Origin of the sequence: Clostridium sp. DFI.1.208, assembly GCF_024463855.1 — a bacterium.
Taxonomy (GTDB): domain Bacteria; phylum Bacillota_I; class Bacilli_A; order Erysipelotrichales; family Erysipelotrichaceae; genus Clostridium_AQ.
Window position 1 is genome coordinate 92722 of the sequence record NZ_JANGCA010000006.1, and the last position, 18216, is coordinate 110937.

Here is an 18216-nt window from a genome sequence, read left to right on the forward strand (position 1 = left end):
TCACCTCAACTGCCTCTTCATGTTCAGTATATCACAAATCTGTCTTTTCAGACTTGCTGAATCGCTGTTATTGTAAAAAACGACATCCGCCCGCTTTATTTTTTCCTGCTGCGGCAGCTGATGCCGTAAGCGGCGCAGCGCTTCCTCTTTGGAAATATGGCGATACAGCTTTAAACGGGATAACAGCAGCTCCTCATCACAGGCCACAACCCAGACCTCATCAAAGGCATTCTCCCAGTGTACCTCAAAGAGCAGCGGCACCTCCACAACGACTAGTGCCTCCGTCGCATGGAATGCAAGCTCTTCAAAAATACGTTTCTTTATCAGTGGATGCAAAATCCCCTCTGCCTGTCTTTTTTTCTCAGGATCACAAAAGATCAGATCACTCATCCGCTGGGGCATGATATTGCCCTCGTCATCCAGAATATCGGACCCAAACATCTGGATCAGCGCTGTATAGCCTTCCTCTTGCTTCTGCAGCAGCTGTGCATTCACGGCATCACAATCCAGCACCGTAATGCCCTCCTCCTGCAATATCCGGATCACACTCGATTTTCCGGCACCCATGACACCGGTCAGTCCAATTGTTCTCATCTTCTGCGCTGGCATGTCGGACAGAAACAGGTTCCCCGTGTTGCGACAACAATTTTCTTAATTGTCGTTTTGCATACCGGACATGCCTCTCCTTTCTTTGCGTGCACCTTCAGCTTTAGCTGAAAGCGGCCATCCACACCAAGCTGTGAGGTATACGAACGAATCGTTGTTCCTCCGGCCCGTATCGCACCGCTTAGGATGCGGCGGATATGATAGATCAGCTCCTCAAAATCCTTTTTCCGCAAATGACTGATCATAGTTTGGGGATGCATACGCATGGCAAAGCAGATTTCATCCGCATAGATATTGCCGATACCGGCAATATAGCGCTGATCCAGCAGCACAGCCTTCAGCGCGGTCTTTTTCTTATGCAGTGTGTGATACAGCCACTCTGCCGTAATACGCTCATCGAAGGCATCATAGCCGATATTTTTAAAGCATGGATAGGATGAAACATCCGCACGCTTTTCATACAGATACATCTTACCGAATTTTCTTGTATCATGATAACGCAGCTGCCGTCCATCACTTAGCTGCAGGATCACATGGACATGCTTATCATAGGGCTCCTGCGGCTGCTGGACATAAAACTTCCCCTCCATACGCATATGGCAGATCCATTCCATATCCCCCAAATCAAAGCGCATATATTTTCCATGGCGGTGATATCCCTGTATCGTTTTTCCAGCAATATCCCTGCAGAAGGTCGCTGCATCCGGATAAGCTATAATGTTATTCCAGAACACCTCACAGCCGGTAATCATCACGTGATCCAGCTGGTGCTCCAATGTTCTGACAACCGTTTCAACCTCTGGAAGCTCCGGCATATTCTTCACCTACTTTGCATCATACCAGGTCTTGCCGATATTCGCCTCGGCAATCAGCGGTACACGCAGCTTCATCGCTGTCTGCATGCCCTCCTCGACAATGGTCCTCATCTGTTCCAGTTCCTCTTCCCAGACATCAAAAATCAATTCATCGTGAATCTGCAGAATCATACGGGATTTCACCTGTTCCTCCTGCATCCGCTTATATATATGAATCATGGCAAGCTTGATCAAATCAGCAGCACTCCCCTGAATCGGTGCATTCATGGCCGCACGCTTTCCGAATTCCCGCATCATATAATTCTTATCGCTGATTTCCTTGATATAGCGGCGGCGGTTGAACAGCGTTTTCACATAGCCATGCTCCTCACAGAATGCTATCGTCGTATCCATAAAGCTTTTAATATTCGGATAGGATGCAAAATACTTATCAATAAAGGCATGTGCCTCCTTACGGGTAATACCCAGCTGCTCACTCAATCCGAAATCACTCTGTCCGTAAACAATACCGAAGTTTACCGTTTTTGCACTTCTTCGCATATTGGCATCCACTGCATCGTGTTCCACATCAAATATCTGCATTGCCGTTTTTGTATGAATATCAATGCCATGGTTAAAGGCATCGATCATCACTTCTTCATTGGCCATATGTGCCAGCATGCGAAGCTCAATCTGGGAGTAATCCGCAGATAGCAGCACATGTCCCTCACTGGCAACAAACGCCTTGCGAATTTCCTTTCCCTCCTCATCCCGCACAGAGATATTCTGCAGGTTTGGCTCCGAGGAGGACAAACGGCCGGTCTGTGTCTGAATCTGATTGAATATTGTATGAATCTTTCCATCCTTTAAAACATGTCTGCTCAAGCCTACCGCATAGGTCGAATAGATTTTCTGATACTTGCGATGCTCCAGCAAAAGTGGAATGATGGGATGCTGGGATGCCAGCTTTTCCAATACATCCGCTGCCGTGCTTCGCTTCTTGCCTGCCTTCAAGCCAAGCTCATCATACAGAATACCGGCGAGCTGCTTCGGGGAATTGATATTGAATTCCATACCGGCAATCTCGTATATCTTTGCACTCAGGGCATCGATTTTATCACTGGTCGCTTTTGCGATTTCATCCAGAGTGGAAAGGCTGGTAACAACCCCCTCCTGTTCCATCGCATACAGCACATGCGTCAGCGGCATTTCAATGGTAGTAAACAGCTCCTTCATTTCCATTTCCTGTAACGCTGAATCCAGTTCAGCAACTAAATCCTGCAAATGATCGGCCTGCACCATGGCATAGCGGGCAGCCTCCTCACTGTCCACCAGCTTTCCCTTGCCCTTTTTACCAAACACATCATCCTTTAACAGACTGCGGTCAAACTGATATTTCTCTGCCAGCTTATCGTAATCCGACAGTGTTCCATCCACGAGGAATGCCGCAATCATGACATCAAACGTTACATCCGCAAAGGGGATTTTATTTTTATGCAGAGCGTGATAGAAGTTTTTCGCATCATATACCGCCTTACCGTTTTCTTCCTTCAGCCATCCCAAAAGGGCTGCGTCCTGCAGGGCATCTGACAGCTCTATGTATTCCGTGCGATCCTGCAGACTGATGGCAAAGCCATACAGCTGGGCATCATAATAGCTTTCATTATCCACATTGGCATACACCAATGCCCCATCCTGTAAAAGATCAGGCGAAATCTGCTTCACGATCGTGCGGCTGCCTTCCTTTTTCACCTCTCTGGTGTCCATGGTATCCTTCACAAAGCTCTTCATTTCATATTTCACGAAGAACTCATGCAGCGCTTCCCCCGGCTCCTTCAGCATCATATCCGCAAAAGGCAGCGGAATTTCAGCATCCACCTTGATGGTCGCAAGATACTTGGATAAAAATGCCTTTTCCTTATCCGTTTCCAGCTTTTCCTTCAGCTTGCCCTTGATTTCATCGATATGCGCATACACGTTATCCACGGTTTCATATTCACTCAAAAGCTTCAGTGCCGTCTTCTCACCAATGCCCTTCACACCCGGTATGTTATCCGCAGTATCCCCCATCAGCGCCTTCAGATCAATAATCTGTGACGGTACAATTCCCATGCTTTCCTTCAGCTTTGCCTCATCCATGACCTCCATTTCCGTGATACCCTTTTTCATCAGATAGACATCCGTTGTCGGATCGATCAGCTGCAGGAGGTCACGGTCACTGGATAAGATATGTATTTCCACATCCGGATATTGCTTTGCCATACTACCGATGATATCATCCGCTTCGATTCCCTCGCATTCATAGCGCTTCATACCATAGGCATCCAGGTATTCACGGGCAATCGGAAACTGTACGATCAGCTCCTGATCCAGTTCTTTTCTGGTTCCCTTATATTCCGTATACGTCTCATGCCGAAAGGTCGGCTTGCCTGCATCCCATGCGACCAGCACCGCATCCGGCTCCACCATGGACAGTGCCTTGTTGATCATCGTGATAAAGCCATATACTGCATTGGTCGGCACACCATTGCTCGTTTTCATCATTCTTCCATATACTGTTGCGTAGTATGCACGAAACAGCATGGAATTTCCATCAATCAGTAAAAGTTTTTTCATTGGGGGTTCCTCCATACGTTCTTATTTTACCACAGTTTTTGTTTCTTAGAAGAAGGATGCCTGATAAATTATCCAACTCAAAAGAAAAAGGTCCGGTTATGACCTTTAGGATGCTATGGATTCCAGTGCCTTCAGGTTATCGTACATAATCGTCAGATAATCCTTGCTGGCCTTTTTATCTTCGCTTGAAATGCTGGAGAGATTGTTCAAATTTACTGGTATCAGTGCCAGCTCATCGATTAGCTGCTGCTGCAGCTTCTCCATATCCTCACTCAGATTCTGTTCGATTGCAATATATCGCACATGATCGCTTTTGATACGCTTTTTGATAGCCGCCAGCTGATCGCTTGTCGGAAGTGCTCCGTATTTGGACAAGGTTACCGGATATACCTTAATGCCATAGGATTTCTGCCAGTTTCCAAAGGATGGCGTCATGGATACAAAGCTAATGTTCATCTTGCCATCCGGAATAGCCTGAAAGTCTGCCTCCAGCCGGGCAAGATCCAATTCCAGAGCATCGTAGTTCTCATCGAAAATATCCTTATACTGTGGATACTTCTGTACCAGATAGTCACGAATATCACTCGCCATGCTGGTCATTGCTACAGGATCCATCCAAAGCATGGGGTCTGCATCATAGGTATCCAGATTGGCAAATTCCTCACCTTCGTAATAAGGACCTTCCGTTCCTGCCGTTATGCCGTCAATCGTTGTTGAGGTATAGCGTTCAAATTTATAAATCGCACTCTTTGTCGCAAGATCCACCATATCCACTCCGGTATCCCGGATGTCATCCACATACAAATCCATATACGGCTCCAGGCCACCGATATAAAACAGAGCATCGCTGTTCTTTAAAATATCCTGAAAGCTGGATTTGATCTGGGCACGCTGAATCATCGTATTTTCTGTTATATTGCTCACGGTTACATCATCACCGCCGATTCTTTCCACCAGATACTGTACAGGATATACGGTTGTGGCAATGCTTGGATTTTTCTCTTCACAGCCACTGACAAGAAACAGCGCCAGTACAGATACAAGAAATAGTTTTATCTTCATAGATCCTGCCTCCCTTGCGTTCCATTATACCATTACATGCCCCTGCACGACAATAGTCTTTGCAGCATGTGTCGCAAGGGTACCGCATCCCCCTTGAGTATATCACATTTCTTTACGGGCGCCTACTGTTTTTCTCGCTGCTGAAGCGCTGCCTGAGCCAGTCTCTCTCATCTATCCAGCCTCTGCCGTACTTTATGAAGTTTCGGCGGCCACGGTATAAATCGAAGGATTCATTGAGGATGGGAGCGTAGGCAACCGGATGCAATCGGCGGTATTGAAAAAACTGCAGCTGTGTCAGGGGAAGCGAGTGCCAGGAGAGGAAAATCTGTAGGATTAGAAAGATCAGTACGATAAGCGCACTCACTCCCTGAAGCAGATGAAAGTAACAGACAGCTGCAATGGAAATTAGCGAACACATCAGGGTTGCATGCTCCGCTGTACGAAAGCGTAAAAAGCAGTGAAAAAAAGTCTGCATAAGCCGGCCTCCGTCCAGCGGATAGATCGGCAGCAGATTAAACAGCAGGATGGAGGCATTGATCGTATGCAGATAAACGGCAAAGGATGGCGACAGAATCCCCTTTACAACGCAGAATTGGAACAGCGAAGGAAACAGAACATGCATCAGCGGTCCTGCGGAAATGATCAGAATCTCCTTTATCAAAGAGCCGTGTCCGATATGCGGTATGGTTGCCGCCAGCCCGAAGGGATAGATATTGATTCGCTCAATCGGGTAATGAAAGAGAATGGCACATAACATATGTGCCATCTCATGAATGGTAAGCATGATAAAAATCCATCCGACCAGACGGGCTACAGGCAGGTAAGGCAGCAACAGCAGATACGGCAGCCAAAGCAGAGAAATCCGTATCCGCACCTTATGAAAATGCATCGCTCACCTTGATTTTCTCATTATCCTTTAATGCGTTGATGGTGACATAGCTGTCAGCCGTCCCCAGAACAGCCTCCTTGAGTATGCGGTCATCCTGCTTTACCTTGACCTCATTGAGGTTTCCATAGGTTACCACTACACCATTGTCCTGCTTTATGGTGACGCTGCTTTTTTTATCAGCCTGCTTTTGCACATGAAGCACGATACCGGCATAGCCGTTGCGTGCCTGATTGGTACCGTTGGAATAATGATCATCCTTCAGCAGCGTATACACAGGAGATGTGGAAACAGCTTCATCCTTGAGCGAAAACCAGCTTTCAAAGGGCAGCCAGCTCCCCAGATCCTCCAGATTCAGCTGCTGTATCACCGCCGGCATTTTCACTAGATTCAGCTTCTGATTAAGCAGCAGAGCCAGTACGACAACACAGATGCACATCATGAGCATGACCACATGATAAATCATACGAAACAGGATGAACGGACGCTGCTTCTGTTCCTGCGCCCCTGCTCCGTCAAATCTGCGGCCTCTGATTCGTTTCCTTACTCTTCTTAAATCGTCCATATCATCCCTCCTGCTATCACTATATGCGCACACGGTTGGAAATAGAAGTACGCTGCCACTTTCCAGCTTGTGTTTCTGCGGATGCATGTATAACGGAAACAAATGTGAATACTGCTGCGGATGCAAGCAAGGGATACAGGAAGCTGTGAGGCATTGACGCAAAAAGACCTGCGCATGCCGCTAACTGCACTGCCCTAAATGATCGCCACAATGTAAAAAAACCTGCCAGTACATACTGACAGGTCTATGCTTTCATATGTATATTGCACCCTCTTATTTCTGTGATGACTGCAGGCAGCCCGGCACTTATGTTTCTGCCTTGGGCTCCTCTGTATTATCGTACAGCTTGCGGTCTGTTTTCTGCTCATACACCTCGATTGCAGTTTTGATGGCGATGGCAGCAGGTACACTCACCATGATTCCAACGGCTCCCATGATCACACCACCTGCGAACACAGCGAATAACGTGATCAGCGGCCCCATGGCACTGCGCTTTTCATGAACCAGCGGCGATATGACATAGGCATCCACATTGGATAAGATCATAATGCCGATAATCAATGCCACAATGTTGCTTGGCGGCAGTGTCAGTGCAGTGATAATACCGATGCTGTTGGCAATCGTACCACCCAGATAGGGAATGATAACACCAAACGATGTCAGTAAACCGATAATCAGCCAGTCCTGATGGCCAATCATAAAATAGAAGGCAGAGTATTCGATGAATTTGATTAGCATCAGAATAATCAGGGATTTCAGATAAACGGTGACATTTTGGTCGATTTCATGAAGATACACATCACTGTTTTTGAAAAACAGATGCACAAATTTTCGCAGACCACGCTTGATGCGTTCAAAATCAAACAGCATATAAATCGCGATGATGATGGAAAACAAGACATTCGTCACTACATTCAATACCGTATTCATCAGTCCCGGCAGGCTGGATACCAGCTGCGGGACCCAGTCATCATAGGACTGCAGAATATTGACAATATTATTGGTAATGCTGTTTACCAGTGAGAAATCCTTCATATTTCCCAGAGTCTTGATCTTATTGGAAATCCAGACAACTCCATCAATCATGCTGGTCATAAATTCATTGATTTTATCATACAGAACCGGCATCAGCATAACAAGCATCACGATCAGAAAAACCAGCACGCATACCCATATGGCGATAATGGAAAAATTCTTCGGGATTCCCTTCTTTTCCAGAAATTCCACAAGGGGATGCATAACGTAGGCAAGGACAAAGCCGATGATAAACGGCTGCAGAATGGATCGCAGCATTCTGTACCAGCTTCCCCATACGACCTGTGTCTTGATTAGCAGAAACAGAATCAGTAAAACGCAGATCACCTTGCACAGGGTATAAATAGAAAACCTCTGATCTATTTTTTTCAGAAACCTTTTTAACATAACGCCACCATACTTTCACGTTACTATTCTACCATGGCAAAGCGAAAAAAACCAGAGAAGCATATTTTCTATAAGACAAATAAAAATTCTGACTCACCCCTTGTGTGCAAGTCAGAAGCCTCTGCTCTGCAGTGCGCGCGCAGCCGTTCAGCCAAACAGCTTCTGCAAAAATTTCTTTTCCCGGTATTTCGGCAGCGGACAGCGCTGTCCCAGCATACGGCGGACAATGCAGTCAAAGCAGCTGTAGGTCTGTGTTTCCCGCTGCAATACGATCGGCTTGCCATGATTGTTGGAGCGCATCATATTCTCATCATCGAATACGTAGCCGAGAAAATCGATGGACAGCCATTGCTTTGCCTCCTCCAGCGATACGCTGATTCCCTTGTCCATATGATGCACGTTCATGCGGTTGACGATAAAGGAAATATGCTCCATTCCCTCTTTCATGAGAATACCGATAATGCGATCTGCATCCTGCAATGCCGTCACATCGAGAGTCGTTACAACGATTGCTCTGCTCACACAGGCGATCGAGTGTACAAAGCCGCTTTCAATCCCTGCGGGTGTATCCAGCAGTATATAGTCAAACTGGGTTTTCAGCTCCTCCACGACGATTTTTAAATCCTCTCCGTGAAAATACTGTATATGTATGGTTTTGCATGCCGGAAGCAGATACAGATTATCCTGACGCTTATCGCGTATCATCGCATTTGCCAGCGTACAGCGACCCTCCATCACATCCTTTAAATCATAGATGACACGATTTTCCAGGCCCAGCATAACATCCAGGTTTTTCAATCCCAAATCCACATCGATCAAACAAACCCGGTAGCCCTTCTGTGCCAGGACCATGCCCATATTGATACAAACGCTGCTTTTTCCAACGCCGCCTTTTCCGGAAGTAATTGCTATTGCCTCTCCCACATTCTCTCCTCCTTATATTCCTTCATTTCCAAATGTCTGTTCTCATAATAGACTTTGCAGGGCGCAAAGGATGTCATATTTTGGAAATGAGTATCACATATCCGCACATTTCCATCCATATGCGAAGCCGCCAGCACGCAATCCTCATGCAGCAAATCCACACTTCCCTGCACACTTCCCAGTACATACAGCGATTCACTGCTTGTCACAAAGGCCTGCTTACGGATGTTGCCCAGCAAAAGCAGTGGCTCATGAAAGCGATAGTGCTCGCCTCCTCGCAGCTCCTGTTCCAGAATGCGTCTTGGCTTAACCTGTGGCAGCTCATTGATGCCGGCAATTAGGGTATGACAGTCCGCACAAAGCTGAAACAGCGGCTTTAGATGCTGCGGCTTCAAGCCCTCGATATGAAAAAAAGCCTCAAAATACTGTCCGTTTTTATTCTGACAGAATTTGAGTCTTTCCTTCAGCTGCTGGAAAAACGCAGATGCATCATCATACTGCGCATAGATGTGATAGGCTTCATTTATTCCTTTGATTTTAATCTGAACCATTCGACCTTCTCCCCTTTTCGTATACGGAGTGCTTTCATTTCCAGATAGTCGTCCTTAATACGAATGAGGAATACGATAACCATGACAAGGATCGCATTGGCGAGCAGTGTCATCAGCTCATAACGCTCCGCCCACAGCATCAGCGACATACTGGTAATTCTTTGAAAGTTCATATAGCAGTATATCAGAAGATCCTTGACGAAAATTGTCACAATACAGAGAACCAGCGATTCAATCAGCGTCTCTGTCATATGCTTGCTCCACAGCTGCAATAAACACGCAATGACAGTGAAGATTATCGCATAAAGCAGAAACGTGTTCGCAAAACAGAAATCATAAATCATGCCGCAGCCAAAGGCGAACAGGCAGGAATCCAGAAAGCTGAACTTACGGATGGTCAGCACCATGGCACAGAAGCCAAGATTCGGTATGAACAGCAGATCGTTTATCAGATAGCTGTTGGGGAAAATCACGGTCAGCACTTCATCGATCAGAAAACAGATGATGACAAAGACGATATGCGCCATGCCTACTCATCTCCCTTTTCAACGATGACACTGACAACAGAGAATGTCTGAAAATCATCAATTGGCCGAACATAAATAGTTTGTCCGGTCTGGTTGGAGAGCGCCTGCACGCTGTCTACGGTGCCGATCAGCAAGCCGCTTGGATAGCCGCCGCCCTTGCCGCTTGTGACAACCTGCATTCCCTTTTTGATTTCGCTGCTGTCATCAAACAGCAGAACGATATAGCAGCCGCGCTTGACATCATAGCTCTGCAAAACACCCAGAGAGCTCTTCTTTTCATCCAGCAGAATCTTAATGGACGCTGAATTCAGCTTATCTTCACTGGTCAGCAGCTTGACAACGCTGGTATGGGCAGAAACACTCTTGATCTTTCCAACCATGCCATTCGTGCTTTCCACTGCCATGCCGACCTTAATGCCTTCCTTGCTGCCCTTATCAATGGTGATTTCATTGTTCCAGGTAGCCTGATCACGCAGAATAACCTTCGCCCACGTGCGCTCATATGTATCATCACTCGTTTTGATTCCCAATGCTTCCTCTAGCTCTGCATTTTTTTGTTTCTCATCGACATACTTTGCCTTGTAGGAAGGATTTTTACTCAGCTCATACCGCAGCCGGTCATTTTCCTCATTCACGCTCCATAAATTCGCAAAATCACTGAACAGATTTTTCACAGTTTCTGTCGGATAATCAATCAGTGCATATTTCAGCATCGTGACAACATCATAGCCGATATTGCTCGTTACAGAGCCGCTCATGCTCCTTAAAAGGATTCCTATCATCACAAAGAACGCGATAACGCCTAAGATTATTTTTTGAAAACGATTCAATTTTGACATGCTCTCACCTATTTCTTAATGTTTCTCATATATTATATAGGGGAAAGAAAAATAGTTCAATGACAATCTGGTTTTTGTCAAAATCTTAAGAAAACTTTAGGAAAGTCCCGGCTGCAGCAGTCCCTTCTGTGCAAAGCTGAAATATGTATTGCGGCTGACAATGATATGGTCGATCAGTGGAATTGCCGTCATGATACCGCATTCCTCAATGCTTCTGGTCAACGTGATATCCGCCGAGGAAGGCTGTGGATCACCGGATGGATGGTTGTGTACACACAGGATTTTCGCACAGCCAAGCTGCATCGCTTCCCGAAAGATTTCTCGGGGATGCACACTCGCATTGGTCAGTGTACCGACAAACATGACACGGCTGCTGATCAGCTGATTTTTCTGATTGAGAAACAGTACGAGAAAATGCTCCTGCTGTTCGTAGCCGATCTGCTGATTGATCCATTCCAAAATATCCTGGGGATGGTGAATTCCCGGCGCATGCAGCACATCATCAAAGGCAATTCTGCGCCCCAGCTCGAATGCAGCCAAAAGAGAAATGGCCTTTGCCTCCTTGATTCCCGATAGTCCCATCAGCTCCTGCATATTCGCCTTTCCTAAATCGCCCATGGAGCTCCAGTGCCTCAGCACCTCATCCGCCAGCTCCAGTGCGGACAGAGAACGCGTGCCGCTGCGTAAAACCAGTGCCAGCAGCTCCCGATTGGAAAGCGCCGCAATCCCATACTGCAGCGCCTTTTCTCGTGGACGCTCCTCCTTGTTTAATTCCTTTACTTTCATTTTCCAATCCTTTCCAGTGCCTTGTCATATGCCTGCTCATCGATCAGTTTGACCACATCGGAATTCTCTACGGTTACATTTTTCGGAATGTAGCTGTATTTTAATGCTTTCAGCTTCTGCTGGACCTGCTGACTTTCTTTTTCATCGCTGCTGACACCACAGACAACAGCCGTCAGCTTATCCTGCTTCATCGTATAGCTTTTCAGCCCCTCCTTTTCCAGCTTTTCCTGCATATCCTGCACGCTCTGCGCCTTCTCATACAAGCCCACCTGATTCATATACAGCGTGCGCTTAGCATCATTCGTTTTCCCCAGCGTAAAGGAAAACAGCACATAATACATCAGACAGAATACCACGGAAAACAGAATGCCGAACAGCATTATCAGCCGTTTATTTTCCACATGCATCACCTCACCCTAACCATATGCCCGCTGCATTTGACACATACCTCATTCGACAGGAAAGGATAAAACACCTCCTTACGCTATATCTATACGATTTAAAATTGGAAAACTCCTAAAAAATTCGCAAATTCATGTAAATCTTTCCACATTTCCCGTCACAGATGTCAAAAAAGCGGAAAGCTGTGGTACAATTACGAATGTGGAGGTACCAATATGAAAAAATGGATTGCACTGCTAACACTGACCTGTCTTTGTGTTCTATCCGGCTGTACAGAAAAAGAAACACCGCGTTCCCCTGTGGAAACAACGGCTGCCTTTTTAAACGGCATTCAGAATCAGAGCAGTGATGCAGTAAAAGCTTCCAGCGACTGGGAGGATTTCAATATAAAAGCATTTACGATGGAAGACAGTGATTATATGGATTCTGTGGACAAAGAGCTGCAGAAGCAGGCATATGAGAAAATGACACATTTTGAGCATACGGAAGGCAAGGAAACCATTCAGGGTGATCAGGCAAGCGTCACCGTGGAAATCAAGCAGTATGATTTTTCAAATAGTCTGAAAGCCGGTATGGAACAGGCGGAGAAGAAGGTACAGGAGCTTAGCAAAAAGGATGTCAGTGATGCGGAAACCGAGGCTGCCATAGCAACTGTTCTCTTTGAAAGCTTGCAGAAAACGGATACCATGAAAACTACGGAGGTACAGATTCAGCTGAAAAAAACAGAGGATGTCTGGGTGGTGAGCAGTGATAATGCGCCGCTGCAGAAGCTGTTGAGTGCAAACCTCAATCTCCTCCAGGACCATAACTGACAGAGGCTTTGATAAGCTTCTGTTTTTTACGGGGAACAGACTTCTTCGGTTTGCCCGCTTGCATGAGCCAGCTCTGGTATGGAGAAATTTCATGGAGGATAACGTGGTCTGTAATACAGCATATATGCTCTTATCGTATCGTGATTTCCAGTGCTGGCCTAAGACAAAACAGCGGACGCAGAAGATAGTTGATGATGGAACAGGAATTACAACAGCGCAGAAGTAAGATTGTCGATTATCTCCTGTATATTTTGAGCACACAAAAAAAATAGGAAATTATGCAATTTATTGTTGACATTTCTTTGAAAATAAGTAAAATAATAGAGGTAACCTTGGAGAGTTGGCCGAGCGGTTTAAGGCACCATCTTGGAAAGGTGGCGTAGTGAAAGCTACCGTGAGTTCGAATCTCATGCTCTCCGCCATTGATAGTATACGTCCCATACGGGACGTTTTTTTTGTTTATCCATCCCTTACCCTAGCTGATAGTTAAAACGAAATACAGCACTGATTAGGCTACGCACTCTTTCGCACAAAACAAACACCCTGTTCAAATATACATGGTGATCGAATAGCATATTTCCACGGACACATAGCTTACAACGTGATATACAATAGCAATCTGCTGTAATCCTTTACTAGCCATATCATTGTAGTTTTTACTTAACCGTTGTTTGAATGTATTAACTCGATTCATTATAAAATCTAAAATGTGCATTAAGGCTCTTACTCGCTTGTGGGCACAGCCTGAAATAGGGAATTCAAAAACAATCGTGTTCAGTAATAAAAATTGAATTCCCTTTTTCACAAACACTCTAAAGTAAGAGAACCAGCCTTGGAAACAGCATATTTATATACAGGTGTCGGAATATTAAAACATCTATAATGTCACTATCCTTTAACAGGCTTTCAATCTAACAAAAATGGCAGCTATTACACTATGAATACTGAATTCTTCAGCAAGCCCCTTAGACCTATACTAAAAAGTTTTTTTAAAACAAAATCATCTGCAATACATTTATTTACATCTACATAGTTCGTTCATCTGCTCCTTAGCACAATACCTACGCTTACTGTCAACTAACCTTATGTACATTAAAACTACCACATTATTTAAATTAAATGTGGCTTTTGTTTATATACTAAGAAGAAAAAAGAATAACTCGCTGTTTTTCATGATTACCAGAAAAGACATCCCCTCTATTATCTCGCATATCTTCCGCTATATATTTTGGTCTTCCCCCTATGTATCTGTTCCCTTTCCTTTCTTTTTCTTCCCCTCCTGTACTCTTTTTGCATATTTATAAAACGTTGATTTCTTCATCCCGATTTCTTCACAATACTCACTCAATGAAAGGTTTCTTTTGAGACACTCCTCTATTCGCTCATCAAAGTCTTCCGGCAGGATCGTTTTCGGTCTCCCATACGTACCTTTCCCCTCATACTTTCTTTTCAATGCCAGATTGATCCCCTTTCGCTGGCACTTTTTCAATTTCTCTTTCTGTAAAGACAGCACATGCTCAAGAAACTGCTGCAGGAATATCGGCTCTATCTCTTCTTCATCGAATGTTAGTATCGCTTGCTTTTTCTGATAATAGCGTAATGCGCTCCTTACCTCTGTCAGATCCCTTCCCAGTTCCCATAGAGAATCCATATCAATTCTTATCCTAGAATCCATGTTTCCACTCTCCTATTTTATTTATCTGCTGCTGTTCCCCCTTTGATGTGCGTCCCATTCGCCTGTTGCTTCTTTCACGTTCGCTGCTCGCGATTTGTCTTCTCCTTCTCCTCACTTTCCTGCCCCATATTGATTAAGTCCTTCGGTGTTCGATAGATCCGTATATCGTTATCTCCGTGATCTACGATAATCTTTCCTTCTTTGATCGCCTTTCTTTTCTTAAACTTATTCATATCCTGTCTTCTCCATTCTTATCTATTCTGATACTGCCCAAGGAATCTTCTGCTTCCGTAGGTCTTCCTACTAGAAGGCCTTATCATTTCTACTTCGTCATGTGATATCCTTCAATCTTGTCCGCTATCGATCGTATCTCATTTCTTTCTGCTTTTCTTTATTTTTCTGAATCCTGACTGTCATGCTTCTTTCCCCATCTTCTTTTTAGGAACACATAGGACAATCCACCCAATGCTATCGTAAAGCTTCCGATAGCGACAGCCGCATATGTATGATCGACCTTTTCATTCTGTCCCAAAAGGCCCTTCACCCAATCCCAGAAATCTGTTTGTATGATCGGCTTGTCTGTGATCACCTGATCTGTTTTCGGTGTTAACACGACTTCTACATACCCATCTTCATCTGCTTTCAGCATCATCTTTTTTAGAACGAACTTCCCATCCTCGTATATATAATGATACAGATACTTGTCCTTCCAGCTTTCCGGCACCTTGACTGCGATATGCACCCTCATCCCGATCGGTTCTTTTTCACACTGCAGGATCCATAGTACATCCTTCCCTGCGATCTTCTGTATCTTTTCCAAATGCCTGCACTCACCAAGATCGATCGTGATATCCTTTTCTGTACTCTTGATATCACTATATACGATATGAATTCGATACTGTTGTTGTGCTTCTACATACAGATAGATATCCTGTCTATCCGCCTTTGCCCTCGATAACAGCGTTCTGCTGATGGTCAGCTCCCCTGTCCTGTCATTCCAGTAATAACCGACTCTTTCCAGTTCCTGCTGCTTATATGCTTCTGTATATTTATCCTCATTTGTTTCTGACTGCTTATTGGTAACCTTGCCTGCATTTGATGATGGATCCTTCTTCGATGCTTCATTCCCTGTTCCCGGTTTTACTGGATTGATCGGTTCTGTCGGGACGACGATGATGATATCATCATCTCCCGGCTTATCCGGTTCCTGCGGCTGATCAGGGTCTTCCGGATGCACTGGTTCTGGTTTTTTGATCACGCCCAGCATATACCCATACATACCTCCATTGACTTCCTGCTTCCATGGCAGATTCGACTGCACCTCTTCATAGTATTCCTCATCAGTATCTTTTTTCTGATCCTTATCTTCTGCGTGGATCGAACTCATGCTCATGCAGACGATCATGAACAGGATCATCAGAATGCTTACCCTTTTTCTCATTCTCTACACCTCCTAGTGTTTTATATGTACAACATTCTCTGCGACTGCCTCGCCGACGAACTGTTCACTCTTGACATCATAATTCTTAAAATGGATACTGACCGGATAATCCCCTTTTTCCAGCTTCACATCCAGTGCATCCTGCTCGATATAATATCCCGGTTCGATAGCGCCACTCTTATAGATTCTTTGGTTATCCTTCTTCAGATACATTTCTACGACTAGAAGATAGTGATTGTTCGGAGAATTCAAAATCCTCATATCTCCCTTTGCTGCTCCATTCTCAAAGTTTAGCACGCTATTGATATTGATCTGAAAGCTGCCTTCTTCCACCTTTTCATTCAACATATTCTGAATATCCTCTTCGCTCATGCCGGGAAGCTCTCCCTTTTCCCCTTCTCTGATTAGACCTTCCTCTGATTTCCAGCTCAGCTTATACATGACCAGAGACATTCCCAGCAGAAATAAGGAAATGATTAGGATTATCTTCTTCTTGTTTTTCTTCATTCTGTTATTCCTCAACCACGATCGTCAGTTCTCCGATCGCTTTTCCTACATAGTCTTTTGTTTCCACATCATAGGCGGAAAACACCGCCTGTACCGGATAGCTGCCCTTTTTCAGTTTCACATCCAGCGTATCCTTTTCGATCTTACTTCCGGGTCTGATTGCACCACTCTCATACAGCTTCTTCCCCGGTGTTCCATCACTCTTGCGCTCATAGATCGCTACGACCATGAGATAGCGATTCTGTGGGCTGTTCTCGATACGCAGACTTCCTTCACTGCTTCCATTTGGAAACTTCGGTTCCTGATTGATGGAGATGATGAACTCTCCTTCGGCTGCTTTCTTTTCCATCAGCTCCCTGATCTCTTTCTCACTCATGCCATCCAGAGTGCCTTCCTCCTGATCCGGATCCAACTGTAAGCCTCCCTTTTCATTGAATGACCAGCCGATGACTGCCACGATAAGGATCAGAAGGATCGTTATCAGAGATCCATATGTTTTTATCTTCCTGTTCTCTTTCATATAGTCTCCTGTCTCATGCTTCTGAATAAGAAAGAGAGTTCTTCTCTTCCTTGTTCAGGAGCACGATGTCTCGTGCTCCTTTGCTTTATTTTACCTGCGTGATCGTATAGACCACATCGAATGCTCGCTCTGCATTCCCGTTCAATGCTGCTTTCACATCTTCTCCCTCACCGCTCAGTGCTGCGGATGTAGGTGTCCCTTTCACATTCAGCGATTTCTCTGCACCGATGCCTACCTTAAAGTCTGTGATCGTTTCTCCAGATCCATATTTTAGATCCGTACCGGCGATGTTCAATGCCACCGTCTTCATTGACGCCACATCTGTTTGACCTTTGGTAGCTGCAATTCCAGCACTATCCGTCAGTGTCCATGCGCCACCTTCCGCATTCTCGATCTGGATCTTTGTCAGCTGCACACCCACCTCAGAATCTGCTTCCACCTTGATCTTGTAGTTTCCTGCTGCAAATATATTCTTATCATCTGCATCACCTTCATTGTGATATACCGCAAAGTCCATACGGATCGGTACGGTCACCTTCATCTGCTTCAATGGTTCCCCGGATAGTGTTGCCCACACTTCACCACTCTGGTTTGATTCCGTGTCTGTCGTTCCTGTCGTCTTCGTGTCTCCATCTTCTGCCGCTGATACTACGCTCGTTACTCCTAGCATCATCATGACAGCCATGCTCATCGCCAATAATCTTTTCATGTCCTTACCCTTCCTTTTCTCATGGCAGCGTATCTTTTACATCCCCGCTCCTCCTCCTGGGATACGTCACTCATCTTTCTACTACGATGTTGAGCTGTGCTTTTGCTTCCCCTACCTTTTTATCTGTTTCTGTATCGTATGCCTCGAATATGGCTGTACAGGCATAGCTCCCTTTCTTCAGCGCCTCATCCAGATGATCTTCTTTGATCACCTGTCCCGGTCTGATACCTTCGCTGTAGTAGATCTCCTTCTGGTCTTCATCCTTTACGATCCTCACCCGGATGTTGTAGTTGTTTCCCGGTGGGTTTTCGATCCGTAAGGTACCCTTGCTCTTCCCGTTTTCAAATACCGGGTTCGCATTGATCGAGATCGACAGCATACTCTTGTCGACCTTATCCTTCAGCATGTCCTTGATCTCCTGTTCACTCATGCCATCCAGACTGCCATCCTCCGCAGCCTCATCGAAGTGAAAGCCGTCATCCTGCAGGAATGTCCAGCCAATGCCTGCTCCTGCAAGTACGATCAGGATGAGGATGATCCCGATCCGCTGTTTCCGTTTCTTCTCTGTCATC

22 protein-coding genes and 1 tRNA gene are annotated in these 18216 nt (G+C 45.3%); 3 read left to right on the forward strand and 20 right to left on the reverse strand.

Annotation, left to right across the window (positions count from 1 at the left end; genetic code table 11):
* From coaE to NE665_RS04880, 13 genes are all read right to left on the reverse strand, one after another.
* Complete coding sequence (gene coaE / locus NE665_RS04820) at positions 1-594, reverse strand: dephospho-CoA kinase (RefSeq protein ID WP_117442404.1); 594 nt, start codon at positions 592-594, stop codon at positions 1-3.
* The gene (gene mutM, locus NE665_RS04825; protein ID WP_117442356.1) at positions 591-1421 is read right to left on the reverse strand and encodes a DNA-formamidopyrimidine glycosylase; all 831 of its coding nucleotides are present in this window, start codon (positions 1419-1421) and stop codon (positions 591-593) included. The genes coaE and mutM overlap by 4 nt, the downstream gene beginning before the upstream one ends.
* 9 nt (positions 1422-1430) lie before the next feature.
* The gene (polA, locus tag NE665_RS04830; protein ID WP_117442357.1) at positions 1431-4016 is read right to left on the reverse strand and encodes a DNA polymerase I; all 2586 of its coding nucleotides are present in this window, start codon (positions 4014-4016) and stop codon (positions 1431-1433) included.
* 105 nt (positions 4017-4121) lie between these two features.
* The gene (locus NE665_RS04835; protein ID WP_118654602.1) at positions 4122-5078 is read right to left on the reverse strand and encodes a zinc ABC transporter substrate-binding protein; all 957 of its coding nucleotides are present in this window, start codon (positions 5076-5078) and stop codon (positions 4122-4124) included.
* Positions 5079-5190: 112 nt separating this feature from the next.
* Positions 5191-5967, reverse strand: a complete 777-nt coding sequence (locus tag NE665_RS04840) for a site-2 protease family protein (RefSeq protein WP_117442359.1) — start codon at positions 5965-5967, stop codon at positions 5191-5193.
* Positions 5954-6529: a M23 family metallopeptidase gene (locus NE665_RS04845; RefSeq protein WP_117442360.1), complete on the reverse strand. Its 576-nt coding sequence runs from the start codon at positions 6527-6529 to the stop codon at positions 5954-5956. Before NE665_RS04845 ends, NE665_RS04840 begins: the two co-directional genes overlap by 14 nt.
* Positions 6530-6835: 306 nt before the next feature.
* Positions 6836-7951 (reverse strand): AI-2E family transporter, encoded by a 1116-nt coding sequence (locus NE665_RS04850; protein ID WP_117442361.1) that lies wholly within the window; start codon positions 7949-7951, stop codon positions 6836-6838.
* A gap of 147 nt (positions 7952-8098) precedes the next feature.
* Positions 8099-8875 (reverse strand): septum site-determining protein MinD, encoded by a 777-nt coding sequence (gene minD / locus NE665_RS04855; RefSeq protein ID WP_117442362.1) that lies wholly within the window; start codon positions 8873-8875, stop codon positions 8099-8101.
* Positions 8860-9426, reverse strand: a complete 567-nt coding sequence (locus NE665_RS04860) for a hypothetical protein (RefSeq protein WP_117442363.1) — start codon at positions 9424-9426, stop codon at positions 8860-8862. The genes minD and NE665_RS04860 overlap by 16 nt, the downstream gene beginning before the upstream one ends.
* Positions 9399-9953, reverse strand: coding sequence for a rod shape-determining protein MreD (locus NE665_RS04865; protein WP_117442364.1), 555 nt, complete (start codon positions 9951-9953; stop codon positions 9399-9401). Before NE665_RS04865 ends, NE665_RS04860 begins: the two co-directional genes overlap by 28 nt.
* Positions 9954-9955: 2 nt before the next feature.
* Complete coding sequence (mreC, locus tag NE665_RS04870) at positions 9956-10792, reverse strand: rod shape-determining protein MreC (RefSeq protein ID WP_117442365.1); 837 nt, start codon at positions 10790-10792, stop codon at positions 9956-9958.
* Positions 10793-10888: 96 nt separating this feature from the next.
* Positions 10889-11578 carry a DNA repair protein RadC gene (radC, locus tag NE665_RS04875; RefSeq protein ID WP_117442366.1) on the reverse strand — a complete coding sequence of 230 codons (690 nt, stop codon included), beginning with the start codon at positions 11576-11578 and terminating at the stop codon, positions 10889-10891.
* Positions 11575-11979, reverse strand: coding sequence for an SPOR domain-containing protein (locus NE665_RS04880; protein ID WP_256302466.1), 405 nt, complete (start codon positions 11977-11979; stop codon positions 11575-11577). The genes radC and NE665_RS04880 overlap by 4 nt, the downstream gene beginning before the upstream one ends.
* Positions 11980-12195: 216 nt before the next feature.
* On the opposite strand from NE665_RS04880, the gene NE665_RS04885 reads away from it, so the two are divergent.
* The 3 genes from NE665_RS04885 (at position 12196) to NE665_RS04895 (ending at position 13214) form a co-directional block, all read left to right on the forward strand.
* The gene (locus tag NE665_RS04885) at positions 12196-12792 is read left to right on the forward strand and encodes a hypothetical protein (RefSeq protein WP_117442368.1); all 597 of its coding nucleotides are present in this window, start codon (positions 12196-12198) and stop codon (positions 12790-12792) included.
* Positions 12793-12883: 91 nt separating this feature from the next.
* Positions 12884-13018 carry a hypothetical protein gene (locus tag NE665_RS04890; RefSeq protein ID WP_256302467.1) on the forward strand — a complete coding sequence of 45 codons (135 nt, stop codon included), beginning with the start codon at positions 12884-12886 and terminating at the stop codon, positions 13016-13018.
* A gap of 108 nt (positions 13019-13126) precedes the next feature.
* Positions 13127-13214, forward strand: a tRNA-Ser gene (locus NE665_RS04895).
* A gap of 818 nt (positions 13215-14032) precedes the next feature.
* On the opposite strand, the gene NE665_RS04900 is transcribed toward NE665_RS04895, so the two are convergent.
* The 7 genes from NE665_RS04900 to NE665_RS04930 all read right to left on the reverse strand — a co-directional run bounded on the left by NE665_RS04900 (position 14033) and on the right by NE665_RS04930 (position 18215).
* Entirely contained in the window at positions 14033-14467 is a 435-nt protein-coding gene (locus tag NE665_RS04900; RefSeq protein WP_117442369.1) for a recombinase family protein, read from the reverse strand.
* A gap of 74 nt (positions 14468-14541) precedes the next feature.
* A complete protein-coding gene (locus NE665_RS04905) occupies positions 14542-14700 on the reverse strand; it encodes a hypothetical protein (RefSeq protein WP_178760026.1) in 159 nt (52 codons plus the stop codon).
* A 158-nt stretch (positions 14701-14858) separates the two neighbouring features.
* Positions 14859-15908, reverse strand: a complete 1050-nt coding sequence (locus tag NE665_RS04910; RefSeq protein ID WP_117442370.1) for a hypothetical protein — start codon at positions 15906-15908, stop codon at positions 14859-14861.
* A gap of 12 nt (positions 15909-15920) precedes the next feature.
* Positions 15921-16415, reverse strand: coding sequence for a hypothetical protein (locus NE665_RS04915; RefSeq protein ID WP_117442371.1), 495 nt, complete (start codon positions 16413-16415; stop codon positions 15921-15923).
* A gap of 4 nt (positions 16416-16419) precedes the next feature.
* Positions 16420-16935, reverse strand: a complete 516-nt coding sequence (locus NE665_RS04920; protein ID WP_117442372.1) for a hypothetical protein — start codon at positions 16933-16935, stop codon at positions 16420-16422.
* An 85-nt stretch (positions 16936-17020) separates the two neighbouring features.
* Complete coding sequence (locus NE665_RS04925) at positions 17021-17644, reverse strand: hypothetical protein (protein ID WP_117442373.1); 624 nt, start codon at positions 17642-17644, stop codon at positions 17021-17023.
* 70 nt (positions 17645-17714) lie between these two features.
* The gene (locus tag NE665_RS04930) at positions 17715-18215 is read right to left on the reverse strand and encodes a hypothetical protein (RefSeq protein ID WP_117442374.1); all 501 of its coding nucleotides are present in this window, start codon (positions 18213-18215) and stop codon (positions 17715-17717) included.
* Position 18216 lies beyond the last annotated feature (1 nt).